10 protein-coding genes, 1 tRNA gene and 1 pseudogene are annotated in these 13,752 nt (G+C 57.8%); 5 read left to right on the plus strand and 7 right to left on the minus strand.

Going from position 1 to position 13,752, the window contains the following annotated elements:
• Window positions 1-158 precede the first annotated feature (158 nt).
• Window positions 159-230, minus strand: a tRNA-Gln gene (locus RSSM_RS22890).
• A 520-nt stretch (window positions 231-750) separates the two neighbouring features.
• Here RSSM_RS22890 and def point away from each other — a divergent pair.
• Together def and fmt are read left to right on the plus strand one after the other, a co-directional pair.
• On the plus strand, window positions 751-1,335 hold the full coding sequence (def, locus tag RSSM_RS22900) for a peptide deformylase (protein WP_008684691.1): 585 nt from the start codon (window positions 751-753) through the stop codon (window positions 1,333-1,335).
• Entirely contained in the window at window positions 1,332-2,348 is a 1,017-nt protein-coding gene (gene fmt, locus RSSM_RS22905) for a methionyl-tRNA formyltransferase (RefSeq protein WP_008684693.1), read from the plus strand. Before def ends, fmt begins: the two co-directional genes overlap by 4 nt.
• 149 nt (window positions 2,349-2,497) lie before the next feature.
• Here fmt and RSSM_RS22910 read toward each other — a convergent pair whose 3' ends face one another.
• Both RSSM_RS22910 and RSSM_RS22915 read right to left on the minus strand, forming a co-directional pair.
• Complete coding sequence (locus tag RSSM_RS22910; RefSeq protein ID WP_044303349.1) at window positions 2,498-4,912, minus strand: hypothetical protein; 2,415 nt, start codon at window positions 4,910-4,912, stop codon at window positions 2,498-2,500.
• Window positions 4,897-5,496, minus strand: a complete 600-nt coding sequence (locus tag RSSM_RS22915) for a cob(I)yrinic acid a,c-diamide adenosyltransferase (RefSeq protein WP_044303353.1) — start codon at window positions 5,494-5,496, stop codon at window positions 4,897-4,899. Before RSSM_RS22915 ends, RSSM_RS22910 begins: the two co-directional genes overlap by 16 nt.
• A gap of 70 nt (window positions 5,497-5,566) precedes the next feature.
• Here RSSM_RS22915 and RSSM_RS22920 point away from each other — a divergent pair, with 70 nt between their 5' ends.
• Together RSSM_RS22920 and RSSM_RS22925 are read left to right on the plus strand one after the other, a co-directional pair.
• On the plus strand, window positions 5,567-6,016 hold the full coding sequence (locus RSSM_RS22920; protein WP_008684696.1) for a bis(5'-nucleosyl)-tetraphosphatase: 450 nt from the start codon (window positions 5,567-5,569) through the stop codon (window positions 6,014-6,016).
• A gap of 103 nt (window positions 6,017-6,119) precedes the next feature.
• On the plus strand, window positions 6,120-7,088 hold the full coding sequence (locus RSSM_RS22925) for a cytochrome c (protein ID WP_008684699.1): 969 nt from the start codon (window positions 6,120-6,122) through the stop codon (window positions 7,086-7,088).
• 78 nt (window positions 7,089-7,166) lie between these two features.
• Here the strand turns inward: RSSM_RS22925 and RSSM_RS22930 are convergent, their stop codons facing one another.
• The 4 genes from RSSM_RS22930 to RSSM_RS22945 form a co-directional block, all read right to left on the minus strand.
• Window positions 7,167-8,171, minus strand: coding sequence for a zinc-dependent peptidase (locus RSSM_RS22930; RefSeq protein WP_008684702.1), 1,005 nt, complete (start codon window positions 8,169-8,171; stop codon window positions 7,167-7,169).
• Between the two features lie 74 nt (window positions 8,172-8,245).
• The gene (locus RSSM_RS22935) at window positions 8,246-9,085 is read right to left on the minus strand and encodes a biotin--[acetyl-CoA-carboxylase] ligase (protein ID WP_008684704.1); all 840 of its coding nucleotides are present in this window, start codon (window positions 9,083-9,085) and stop codon (window positions 8,246-8,248) included.
• 449 nt (window positions 9,086-9,534) lie between these two features.
• Entirely contained in the window at window positions 9,535-10,878 is a 1,344-nt protein-coding gene (locus RSSM_RS22940; protein ID WP_008684705.1) for a hypothetical protein, read from the minus strand.
• 29 nt (window positions 10,879-10,907) lie between these two features.
• Entirely contained in the window at window positions 10,908-12,866 is a 1,959-nt protein-coding gene (locus RSSM_RS22945; RefSeq protein ID WP_008684706.1) for an FHA domain-containing protein, read from the minus strand.
• A gap of 358 nt (window positions 12,867-13,224) precedes the next feature.
• Between RSSM_RS22945 and RSSM_RS22955 the strand changes: the two are divergent.
• Window positions 13,225-13,752 (plus strand): annotated as a pseudogene (locus RSSM_RS22955) (hypothetical protein); the annotation flags it as partial.

Raw genomic sequence — 13,752 nt, forward strand, 5'->3', positions numbered from 1 at the left:
CTTGACTACATGCGAAGAATCCCGAGCAACGATCCTGCCAGGATAAAGGACACCAAAAGAGAGCGTCAACCAAGTCGCCACCGGGGTGCCGGAGGGTGCCAACAACAGCTGGCCACCAAAAACCGCGATTTTCGAAGGAAAAACAACCGTTTATTAAGCTACCCCGCTAGGACTCGAACCTAGAATGACTGAACCAAAATCAGTAGTGTTGCCGATTACACCACGGGGTATCGGGGGGAGCGGTTGAGCTCCCTGACGATGAGGCGAAGTTTAGCAGTCGAATGCGGGTTGCTGAAGAGGAGATTGTGCGGATTCTGGCCGGTAGAGTGAAAATTTTCTGGCATCGTGGCCGGGGACTGGGTTTCAGATCCGGTCGGGGATGTTGGGCTGGGCGATTTTGCTGGTCGGCACGCGTTTCCGCTGAACGGGACCAGCCCATTGGGTCGAGCGAGACAAATTGCTGGGCCTTTGGCCCGAGGGAGTTTTGGGGTGGTTATTTGGTGACCCGCCCGCTGGGTTGCGATAGACGAATTGCGGGCCATTGGCCCGAGCGTTGTACTTGTGGCTGTTCAGAACCATCCCGTTGGGCTGGGCCAGATAAATCGTTGGGCCCTTAGCCCGAGGGTGTATTGGGATGGCGGGGTTGTTGGTTGGGAGAGGAAATCAGCGGAGCGGCGTCTTATCAAAATGGCGGCGATCCATCATGTTAGAGGTTGATGTTTTTTGCCGCTTTTTATTGCTTTCGTGACCATGGCTCTTTCGATCGTTCACTTTCCCCACCCGACACTTCGCCACCGGAGTCGCCCGATCGTCCGTGTTGACGCGCGGCTGCGTGAGATGGCGGCTGAGATGTTGGATTTGATGTATGAGCACGAAGGCGTGGGGCTGGCGGCCAACCAAGTTGACCTGCCGATTCGGATGTTTGTCGCTAACCCGAGTGGAAAACGTGGCGAGGGCGAAGAATGGATCGTGATCAATCCGGTCATCGATCGCCCGAAAGGCAACGAAGCGGGCCAAGAGGGATGCCTGAGCGTTCCGGGATTGTTTGCGCAGGTCAAACGCCCCAAGAAAGTTCGTTTGCAAGGCTATGATCTCAGTGGCAATGAAATCAACAAGGAACTCGACGGGTTTCTAGCTCGCGTCGTGCAGCACGAGGTCGACCACCTCGACGGCGTGATGTTCTTCGACCGAATCGGCGACGAAGCGAAGCGGGAGATCGAAGGCGGTTTGGCTGAGTTCCAAACGACGTTTGAATCGCTGCAGGACACCGGCAGCATTCCGGCCAACGAGAAACTCGCCGAACAGCTCGCCGTTTGGGAGAAGGCCTACACATGAGCGTTACCAAACGACGCATCGTGTTGATGGGCACCGGTCCGTTCGCGGTCCCGTCGTTCGAAGCGATCCGCGCCGCCGGTCACGACATCGTGGTGGTGATCACGCGGCCGTTGCCTCCGGTCAAGAGCCGGGGTGGTCCGCCTCCAACCCCGGTTCGGGATTGGGCGAGTGAACACGGGCTTCCGATTGAGGCTCCCGAGAGCATTAACTCCGACGAAACGGTCGAGCAACTCAACGCGATCGCGGCCGATTTGATGGTGGTCTGCGACTACGGCCAAATCCTGCGTCCACCGGCACTGGCGTCGACAAAATGGGGTGGGATTAACCTGCACGGTTCCTTGCTCCCCGCATACCGCGGCGCCGCTCCGGTGCAACGTGCGTTGTTGAGCGGTGATCAAGAAACGGGTGTTAGCGTGATTCACATGACACCCAAACTCGACGGCGGCCCAATCCTTGCAAGACGAACGACTCCGATCTCGCCAACGGAAACGGCGGGCAAGCTGGAAGAACGCTTGTCCCTGATTGGCGTGGACGCAACACTCGAGGCGATCAACATTCTCGAAGATGCGTTCACAAAGCTAGACGCCGGGCAACCGCTGGGTGATTTTGGCGAACAACAGGACGCGTCAAAGGTCTCCAAGGCTCCTCGTCTCAGCAAGGCGGAAGCGGAGATCGATTGGTCTCGATCGGCGAAGCACATCGATTGCCTCGTTCGCGGGATGCAACCGTGGCCGGTCGCATTCACGTTTGCAGAAACGAAGCCCGGCAAGCCGCCACTTCGTTTGGCGATCCGAAAGGTGACACCGATCGTTGACAAGGAAGCTGGAGCCGACCAAATCGGTCGGCTTCTTGAGTCTCAGTCCAAAGGAGAGATGGCGATCGGATGTGGGGATGGCCAGATCATCGTCGAGCGTCTGCAACCGGCGGGCAAGAATGAAATGAACGCGTCGGAATTCATCCGCGGACACCGATTGGAACCAGGGTTTCGGTTCGGAAAGCCCGCTGCTGAATAGCCGATCGCTCACGGCGTGCAAACGGCAGGGGCCACGGTAGCGCGGCGACGTAAGAACGCCCACGAAGATCACGCACGTGCAGAAAAATAGGCGAGGTAGGCAGCCGACTTGCCTGGCCGCGGCGTTCCCTGCTGCGGCGCAAAGATTGATTATTCGGTCGCCTGCCGCAGTCGGGTCAACAGTACTTCATCTTTCGGCGGATTGGAGAGCAGAATCCACTCGGCCGCGTTTCTCGCGTCCTGCAGTTCGCCCGCGCGAGCCTGACAGATGACGCTTTCGACTTTTGCCCTGTGGTGCGGGTAACCACCGGGAGGAAGACCGCTGGCGAGTTCGTCCCAAATCGCTGCGGCTTGTTTGAGGTCTTGCTTTCGGGATGATCCCGCACACATCGTTGCCGCGTCGGCGAGCAATTCGGCGGGTTGCACGGCGTCACCGAGTTGCCGTTTCAGTTCCGCAAGGGCACGCTGCGTCTGTTGGCCCGCGATCAGCCACGAGATTCGGTGACTCGCTTGGACGTTGTCGTTGATACCGAATGCATCTCGATTCGTTTCGTCATCGGTAAACTCGAGCAGAAACTTGGCCGTCGGTTGACGCGGCACCGCACCGGCGAGCAGATCGCGGTGCAAACGCCAGACGATCGCTGGTCTAGAAAATTCGTCCAAACGCAGCGGAGAGGCACGCCACTTCCCCAACAGTCCGGCAGGTCCACGCTGCGACGTCGTCGAACCGACCGGGCCCGCCAAACGCAGTTCGGCGAGCGAACGAACAAAAGGGTCAGAGATCTTTTCGAGAACACCGGACACGACTTCACGGCCAGCGGAATCATGCGTTAGTGAATCGAGTAGAACGGCACAGGCATGGTGGGTTTGAACAGCGAGCGGGCAGGCAGCCACGCCGGCGAACTCTTGTCGCATGCGTGCGAGGGTTGATTGGATCGCTTGGTTTCTCTTCTGATGACACGTGTCGTCGTACCAAGGGCAGGACGGCGGCCGGGCATCGTGAGCAAGCACGGCTCGCTGCCATTGCCGGCGGCAGCGTTTTGCGGTGTCGATGTTCCAATGCTCGACCGGCATTTGGGTCGCGCGTGCGGCCGCCTCCGTGTAGTCCTGACGTTCGTTTGCGAATTCGATGAGGGTGCTTCTCGCCGAGGCTGCCGATGCCGAGCCGGGCCACTTTGAAATCAGGTCGTTCAAAATGGATTCCGCATCGAGGCCGCGTGAAGCATCGGGATTGTCGACCTGGCTCGCCAAGGACGCCGCCTGCAGCATTATCGCCGGGGCCATCGCGTGATGCGTGTGTCGATTCGCGATTTGCCGCAGCAACTCGACCGAGGCGAGTCGTTTGCCGGTGTCATCCAAGATAGCGGCGGATCGAATTGCAGAGTCGATACTGCGATCCGCATTTGTGTCCTGAATGGCGGCTCTCGCGAAGGTGACCGCGGCGGGCAACGTTTTCTCGACACGCAGATAGTAACGTGCGTCGGCGCGCAAGACTCTCGGGTCTTGTTGCTTCGAAGGCGAGCCTTCATCGCCGGTGTTTTGGCCGACATCGGTATCTCCGCCGGACGCATGAACGTACTCGCGATAGCGGGCGACCATCGTTTCGGCGGCCCGGCGTGCGGTGGCACCTTCGCGTTTCTCTAAGACGTCGAGCCAATTCCCTATGGCCCGCGTTTTGTCGTCGGCGGTCGGCTTCATCAGCAAAAATTGCAACCGCGCGAGATCCATCGCGAGGCTGCGGGTGGCCATGGAAGGCGAGCGGCCGTAGAACTGGTTCAGTTTTTCCTGTGCGGCGTTCCAGTCTTTCTTTGAAAGGTCGACGCGAATGACGAAGGCGAGTTCAGCCGGTGTCCGGATGACGAGTTCATCGGATGATTCCGCCGAACCGATGTCGCCCGATGCGTTTTCGGCGGTGGCGCGGGTGGCGTGAAGTGTCGTGCGGATCGCCGCGTCGGAATCACCGGCCCGGAGTTGGGCTTCGGCGAGCAGTCGCAACAGTTCGGCTCGCACGACGCCGTCGTTGGGAAAACTCGCCAACGCTTCTTGCATCCGACTAATGGACTGCTCGGCCAGTGCGACGCCGTCGGGCGAACGTTCTGCAAACATTTCCGTTGCCAGGGATGCCAGCTCGACGCGTGCGAGCCACAGCAGGCTCTGTTGTTTCCGCAGCTCTTCACGCCGCGGCGTGACCTTGGGATCAAAACCGTCACGTTCGATCTCGGCGAGTTCCTGTCGGTTGGACGCCAGTTGACTTTCGAGCAACCCGTCGATGCGACGTTGACGGTTCAAGAGTCCTGTGGTTGCTTCAGGGCTGGCACCGTGAGTGATGGCCGTTAGCAGGTCGCCTCGCAACACCTCGACTTGACTGTCGGTGGTGGGCTGCTCGGTTAATTCCAGTGGAGGCTTCGCTGCGGGTTGAGCGAACGCGTCACCAGTATTGATTGCCATCGCCATCAATACCATGACCAACGCATGCCGCGTTGATACGGATCTCGGCCACACACGCCGCACCAGCGCCAGTATGGCCGGTCGAAATTGCCGCAGTGGTGTTACGGTTTTTGCCATGGTTGATCTTCGCGTCCGAGCAACCGGTTGACGTCACGCGAGACGACAAACAACCAATCGCTGAGCCGGTTGAGGTAAACGATCACCTCATCACCGATCGGGGTTTCGGATTGGACGGAGTCGGCGAGGGTGATTACACGTCGCTCGCTACGGCGACACACAGCGCGGGCGAAATGTATTTGCGATGCCGTTGGACTGCCCCCAGGCAATATAAACTGTTTCAGTGGCGGCAAACGCTGTTCGGTTTCGTCGATCCATTTTTCCAGTCGGTCGATGTGATCGGCGCCAATCACTCGCAGATCAAACTGGTCGGGATGAGGCGATGCAAGTTCGGCGCCGAGGGAGAACAACTCGTGCTGGACCTGAACGATCCGGTCGTCGAGTTGAGCCAGTAGTTCGCGGCGGTCAGACTCCAGCGAGTCGTTTTGCAACGCCGAGGCGAGTTCGCAGCGGACACAGCCGAGGACCGCGTTGAGTTCATCGACGGTGCCATAGGCTTCGATCCGAGTATCGTCTTTGGCAACACGTGGGCCGCCAAACAGCCCTGTCGTGCCACTGTCTCCGGTTCGTGTATAAATCTTCATGCCGTCACCTGCCCGAACTGCGTGGGGACGAATCGGATTGTCAGTGGTAGTCGGATCATCGAGGTTTTGAGTGTCCAAGAAAAAGAAAACGAAAGACGGCATTGTCCGCGCAGCGGGAGTCCTGCTGATGACAGAAACAGCCAATCCTCAGTTCTTGCTGATGCGGCACCCGGATCGTTGGGATCTGCCGAAAGGACATTGTGACGGGAAGGAAACCTACCTGGAAACGGCGGTTCGCGAAATGCGAGAGGAAACGGGAATCTCGCCTGAAAATTGCCGTATCGAGGACGATTTTCGCTTCGACATCCAATACGAGGTGACTTACCGGAAACAACCGGGGATCATTTTTCAAAAGAACGTCAGGTACTTTTTGGGTTGGTTGCCTGAGGTCGTTAAAATTGAGGTGACCGAACACGAAGCCTACGAATGGTTCGACTGGCAACCGAGAAGGCCGATTCAGGCCCAAACGATCGACCCGCTCTTGGACGCGGTGGAAGAATTCCTCAACGATCGGTCGTGAAGCTCGACGCGGATCCCGCTTCGAGCCGAGTTGAGTTTTGATGAACCGGACCGGATACCTCTTACCGTCACGCCTTGCTGGCCTCATGCGACAAGCTGCCCTCATGCGACAAATGCTTTTCCCCATCCGCTCAATCGCCGTCTGGACGACTCTCGTGTTTTTGATCGTGACGCTCGGTGCCGGTGAAACCGCCGCGCAGCAACAGCGGGCTCGGCCGCCCGTTTTCGATCAGCAAACAACATCGCGGGTCTTCTTTCCCGATCTCTCGTCGGCGCTGCGGGGAGAGCGACCATCGTTGTCGAGTTTGCAGAAGAGTGACGCGGAGGCGGCACAAGCTCAAGCAAACATGGCGAAGGAAAGTGGATCAAATTCAACTGAGAAAAAATGGAACGAGTTGATCTCGGCCGTTTCTCTCGAAGACGAAATCAAACGCGTCAAATTGAAATTCGACGGTGTGATCACGACGCCGGGTGCGTTCAACGGCGGCGGCTACCAGGACGCGCGTTTGCATCTATCGGTATTGGCATCGCTGTTCGCAGTCATCTCGGAATATTCGGGGGACGTGCGTTGGAAATCCGACGCAAAGACGGCTCGCGACATCACAGCAAAAACAGCGTTAAACTGTGCCGCGGGATCGACGCCGGTCTACAACGAAGCCCGTTTGCGGAAGGCGGATCTGCAGGACCTCGTTTCCGGAGCGGGGCTGTCCGTGGCCAAAGCGGGCGAAGATGAGAACGACTGGTCGATGATTGCGGACCGATCGCCGTTGATGGAGTACGCGGAGTTGGTGCTCGACGATTTGAGCGACGTCACGAACGATACCGATTCCGCAAAGGACAACATTGACGTGGTGCGTCGCAACGCTGAGTTACTCGCGGTCCTTGGCGAGATCTTGATTCAGGAAGGAATGGATGACTCGGAGGATGACGACTACAAAGCGTTGAGCAGTGCGATGACGGAAGCGTCGCGTTCAGTGGTGATGGCACTCGAACGCCAAGATTTTGACGGCGTACGCGAATCGGTGGGTGCGATCACACAGAGTTGCTCGGCATGCCACGAAGAGTATCGATAGGTGCCGTTGCGATTTGGGGTTGGATGTCAGAGAGTTGTTGCAAGGCGGATGGGTTGCGGACGATCGACCACGAGACCGCTACTTTGATTGGGTGATCCCTTGCATTGATTTGCGTTTGCAGCAGCGTTTGAATTTCTCGCCGCTGCCGCATGGGCAGGGTGAATTCCGTCCGACACGTTTTCGGCGGCGTCGTGGCCCGCTGCCGAGTATCCGCTTCGGATTCTGGTGATACATCGCCTTCATCATCTGGTAGAGACGAGGGTTCTTCTTCTCAAGGATGGCGGGCGCCTCGAAGAAGTACTCACTGAGGACTGCGAAATATTCGGCTTCGTTTGTATAGGCATAGTCATCGATGTGCTCGCCATTGCCGACGTCGCGCCGCAACTCTTCGCCGACCCAACGAACCCATGGGTCATAGGTTTCTGTATCGACGGTGGGGGGCACGCCATCGATCACACCGTCCTCCTTATCCACCAGGTGAGCGAACTCATGGATGCCGACGTTGCGTTTGTCAGACGCATTCGAGAAACCTTTCACGAGCGATGGTTTTGACAAAATCATTACGCCACTGAGGTGACTGACGCCGACCATGCCCAAAGTCCTGGCATTAGCAGGGTCGCTGGTTTGATAATGCTCATTAAACGATCCGGGATAGATCAGGACTTCGCCGAGTCCGGAGTACTCAAAGTCATCGAACCCGAGAATGGGGATCACCGCACTGGCAGCAACCAATGCTCGGATTGACTCGTCAACCTCGGTTCGAATTCCCGTGATCGCGACCTCATCAAGGAAAACCTTCATGAGATTGCGAAAGCGCTCCTGTCGCTCGGGCGAAAGCTTTCGAAAGTACTCGACCTGCGACTGCAAGGTCGCTTCCCAAACGTCAGGAAAAGGCTGAGCAAGAACGTGGAAACGCCGACGCGTCTTTCGACGCACGAAGTAGAAGACACCAGCCGCGATCGGCAGCAAGACCAACCACCACAGCGAAAGTGTCGCCAACAAACAGCCAACGATCGCAATCAACGCGGCAACCGCAAATGCCCATTTGCGATTGTGGGCATTGTCGGCGGCAGTAACTAGCATGCGACCGGCTCCCCTGCGGAAACCGTACAGCGATCGTTCGTCAATGAAGCCAGACTAATATTCATCAAACGACATTACGCCTTTCGCACCCGGTTGACTTCACCGCTGCGGCAAATCACTTCGCCTGTTTCGGTTTGAACCCGCAATTCCCCTCGGTCGTTGATCCCTTCGCAACGTCCTTCGATGGAACTGCCATCGACGGAACAACGGATCATTTCACCGGTCAACGCGCATCGACGCCGAAAGCCGTCCAAGACTTCATCGGGTTGCGAATCGCATTGTTCAACTTGGTGAATCAGTCCGGGGATGAGTTCTTCGAGCAACGTTGCCCGGCCTACCAACTTCCCGGTGGCTTCGGCGATCGAGATTGCGTTGGCGTCTGTTAGCGTTGGACTCGAACTGACGTTGATCCCGATACCGATCACCGCAACCGGCGCCGCGTGCTCAGGATCGATGACCGACGATTCAAATCTCTCGATCAACGTTCCCGCCACTTTGACTCCGCTCATCCAGACATCATTGGGCCATTTCAACCCGCATCGCACCGGTGCGGCGACGTGCTCGATCGCTTCGGCGACAGCGACTCCGACTGCGATCGAAAGCAATTCGTGACACCCTTTAACGATCAATGAGAACGCGAGCCCGTCGGTCTTTGCCTCCCACGATCTGCCCAATCTGCCTCGCCCTTGGGTTTGGTGATCGGCAATAACGAGACGAGGCAGCCCCGCCTGATTTGACGAAACCTGCGACGACGGATCCTGTTCACTATGAGACTGGACCCACTGTCCGGCGATCGTGTTGGTTGACGTCATCTCCCGCTGATAGTCACTCGACGCGATCAAGCCGTCCGCCTTCCATCGGTCGATCAGGCGGCGGATGGAATGATCTACGTCTGCTGCGTCATTGTTTGTCATGGACGGATCCGAATCGTAGCGACCATGCGACTCATGCTTTGCCGGTCATGTTGCCGTGCAAACGCGACAGGCTTCCCGCACTCGCAATTGGCGTCAGGTTTATTGAAGAGAGTGAGGGGATGGTACGCGAGGACCGGCAAGAAGCCAACCGATGCAGGTATCCGTTAGCCTGATGCGTCACGACATGCAGATTTCGGACGCACTTCAAAATGACTTAGCCGAGATGCCAGACTTCGTTGGCATTCAAATCCGGTGCGTGAAATCCGGCGGTCTGAATTCTGGTGAATCTAGCGACTGGGGTCGGACACGTCGAATTTCAGAATGCTCTCGCGTTTCCGCCAAGCTTGTTTCAGTCTCAGAGAGAGTGAACGACGTGGTTAATCCCGATTGGTTCGTGTGCTTTGGCAGCGTCACTGTATCCCATCGCTGTCCCCAATCACTGCATCCAACTACTGCGGCCGCGGTATGTCGGTGGCTCGGCGTGGGTTAGTTTTCGGAAGAGGAGCCTCAGGGTCTGGAAGAGGCTCTCCAAAGATAACGAACATCTCTTTCATTTGTCCCATCAGTGCTTGGTAAGCGTCTTCGTGTCCGGGACGAGGCGGCGCGAACTCCATTCCGTTGCGTGTCATCCAAGCGATCAGGGTCGCAGCGTTCTCACCATCCCTGAGTGGATCGAAGTACTGACCACGGGTCATGGCGTTCAACGTGCCACGGTCGCGAATCGCCTCGACCTCTTCGCTGAGTTGAACGAGATGCCGTTCGGCGCCGATCAGTTCGAGAACACGTTCGGTTGGCATGTTTTGCCATGGCGGCGGGAACACGCTGTAGAACTCGACACCGAGTTGCCGCATCGCGTCATCAAACGCGTTGATCGCTTCGATCGGCAGTTGCGGGTTCTGTTCGCTGAGCGACAGCAACTGATCGCGTGCGGCCTGCACGTTTCGGATCGCGGCCTGGAACGTTTTTTCGCGGAATACGGGTGGCCACCAATCGAGTTTAAGAGGCACCGGATCGCTGAGTGAAAATACGAGTTGTCCCCCTTTGCTCTTAGGACTCTTCACCCGCAGCGACTCGAACATTTCCGGGCTGAGGTCCCATCGCGAGTGACTGGGGTTGGACGCAAAGTACTCTTCCAACCCGACGCCATATCCGATCGGTGTGTTGGAAAAACCGACCAGGAGTTCGTTCATCACGCTCTCTGGTTTGCCCGCGTAACGAGGGTTCGAATAAATTTGGCTGAGCACGCGGCGTTGGTTGTTGCGGCGGATCCGGATCATTTGATCGGCCTTTTCTTGATAGGCATCCTTCTCCCTCATGATGCCTTTGAGGTTTATGATCCGTCGGTTGAAATAGTCATCTACCGCTTGCTTCCAAACATTCAATTCCATCTCGGTTGCGATGGAGTTGCGAACCCGAAAGCCGGTGAAGTCGCCGTGCCACGATCGCGAGGAACGATACATCTCGGCCAACGCGTAGATGCGATTCGCTTTCATCGCACGGTCGTTGAGATCGATTTCTGAGTCGACGAGCATGGTTTCGATCGCTTCGTTCGTGATCGGAACATCGAGGAAACCAGGCAGCACCGCCGCGTCTTCGTCTGGAGCAGCGTCGCCGGCGGGAGGGGCTGCGATGGGCATTCCGGGCAACGCCGGGAGACCAGGCAATTCCTGGGCGGACAACGATGCGACGGAAAGATGAGAAACCAGAATTGCTCCACAGAGCGACGGTGCAACAACACGCCATCGCCGGAATTCCTGTGCCAGTGCGGGATGGCGAAGGTTCTGAAGGTTCATGGCGAACAATCCTCTGATTCGAAATTGTTTTACGGCGAACTGGTATTCGTAGTTTGGTTTGCTACCCATGGTAATGACGGACTGGCCATCAATTGAGACAAAACTTCGATCGAAATCCAATCAAACGTCAGATCATCGTCCGAAACGAGACTCTCGACCCGCTGTCGTTGCTGCTCGTCTAGCTGTGTCGGCATCGAATAGAGCCCGGCAAGGCGGCCTCGGCGGTCCAGAATCACACCGCCGGAGAAGTCCAACTCGCCGTTGGATTCACCCCTGATCTTCGCTACGCTGATCGGGGGCATGTCGGTTGTCAGGCGGGGCAACAGGAAGAGTGCCTGGACCTGCTTTTCCCGAATGGTCAGTGGCGATTCAGGCTCGAGGTAGGGATCCTCAGCCGGCTCGAACGCGCCAATCAGTCGGTGCGTTGCCATCGGGCGAGGTGACTTGGAGGGCGTCGCGACCCACTCGAGCGCCGAGACGGCACCCGCATTTTGTTTACCGGTCGCGTCAGCCTGCAAAGCGGAAAGGCATCTCGGCAGCGGCTCCTCCGATCGAATCACACCGACGTCGTAGGCACGAGCGAGCATGCGCGCGGCGAGCGCGGATCGAAAAACAGTATCACGCTGTTTGAGCAATTCTTTTGATTCGGGGTCGTCGCTTTGGGCCAACTCATCCATTTGTTCGCGATACTGCTTCAGCCATTCGATGTACTGTTGTTCCAGTCGCCGCGTTTCCATCCACTTCGGATGCATCGCGGAGGCCTCGAGCACGATCACATCATCGCCCGCGAGATGCTGGCAAGCGGGTACAATCGACGCGTCCAACTCTTGCAGGTTCTCGACGATGTTCCCGGTCGTTAACAGTCGGTGCGAATCGATCGCCAAAGCGAGCCCCAACGCGAACCGGTTGCCCTCGGAATCGGCGACGACCTGGTACAAGCAGTCACGGATCGCCGATTCAATGTTGGCGGTTGCGGACGAATTTGAACCGGATGCAGATGAACCGGATGAACTCGCGGTGGCGGAGACTGAGCCACTTTGGCTCTTAGAAGGAGACGACGGAGGATCGGACGTGGGCTCGCCGGAATTGTTGCTTTGATTCGTGGTGCCGAGATTCGCGCCAGCCTGCCCGTCGCCGAGATCGGCTCCGCCCTCGGGGGAAAGCTCGTTCGGATCGTTCCCGATGATCGCGTTGTCGCCCGGAGATCCGCTTGCTACCGATTCGGCATCGCCCCCGCGAAACGCCCACATCCCTAAAACGAGCAACAGCACCGCGGCGGCGATCAGAGAATAGGAAATTGCCGGAGGAGTCGAACGCCACAATTGGCGAGCGGTTTCCATGGGCGTTGGCTGGCGAGCGGATGTCGTCGTTTCGCCGAACGAACGTGCCCCGGATTTCGGCCGAGGCTTGGTATCGGTGTCGCCGGACGGGGGCGCCAGATCGCTGTCGGAGGCCCCCGAACCTGCCGCTACCGCTACGGGTTTTGCCACCACGTTTCGTCGAAGGCTGCTGAGAGTCTCAGCGACGCTGCCGAATCGGATCACGTCTTCGGCGGTGACGCGAGCGGCGGAGTTGATCGGCTCGCTATCGTCCAGACTGACGCCGTTGGTGCTGTTGAGGTCGCGGACGACCCACACGTCGTTTGGATCACGAAGAAGAACGGCGTGCTGCGCCGACACACTCGCGTCATCGATCACGACATCGTTTGCATCGGAACGTCCGATCCGCAATTGCTCTTTGGCGAGTGATTCGTCCGGCCAAGGCATCACCACGCTATCGGCCAGCATCACTTTCGTGCCCGGATCGATCGCGGTCCGCGTCACGATTCTCTTCTTGCCGACGAAGGTCCCGTTGCGGCTGGCGAGATCCTCGATGAAGTACCGCCCGCCATGGAGCGATAACCGACAGTGTCGTCTCGAAACCACACTCTCGCGCACCAGCACGTCCACGTCACGATCGCAGCCGATTATCCATTGTCGATCGTTCATTCGGACCTCACCGCGAGAAAAGACGTAGCAATCGCAAGTTTATCCCACCGATTGGATGCGAGCAAACTGCCCAACCGGCACCACGGGTGGTATGGCGCAAGGTCACCGCATTGCGGTCAATCAGGGTGATCCCCCCTACCGGGAGCAGGATTATTTCCGCAAAAAACCGACAATCCGTCAAAGTCGATCAAGACGCTTCGGTGGTAATGCCGAATTTCATGATGGTAGGACGCCTTCGCAACCGTTTGGGCGATCCATTGAAACAGAAACGAGAGCCGTGAAACTGGCGGAAACGCCGCGGCCTCGACGCAGTCGACTATTGCTCGACATTTCACCCGCATTCAACGAAGTGTGAAACATGGACGACACACGAATCAATCATCAAGATCTTCGATCCGATCGCGGAGACCGATCCGCCGTTGCCCGGCGTGCGATTCGTCGACAACTGATCGCTACCATGCTGATCGGCGGCAGCGTTACGCTATCATCGGTCGGCTGTGCCGGTCGTTCGATGTCACTCGCTTCGATGAACCCGTTCAGCGCCAAGACAGCGGAAACGACGACCGAAAGCGAAACACCGAGCAAGCTGGTCTCCACGACCACGAAGGTGACCTCGGGCACGGTCGAAGCCTCCAAAAGCATGGTCGCCAAGACCACCAGCACGATCGGCGGTTGGTTCGGTCGTGGGAAGGATAGCGATGGGGCCGATGAAGACCCGCTATCGCTCGAGAACCAACCCGACAAACTCGACCCGCAAGTCTTCGTTGCCAACGGACAACTGTGGGAGTCGACGGGCAACCTGACCAAGGCAATGGAGAGCTACTCCAAGGCACTCGAAACCGAACCGAACAACGGTCCGGCGTTGACCAGCATCGCTCGTTTGCAC

Source organism: Aporhodopirellula sallentina SM41, assembly GCF_000346505.1.
Lineage (GTDB): Bacteria > Planctomycetota > Planctomycetia > Pirellulales > Pirellulaceae > Rhodopirellula > Rhodopirellula sallentina.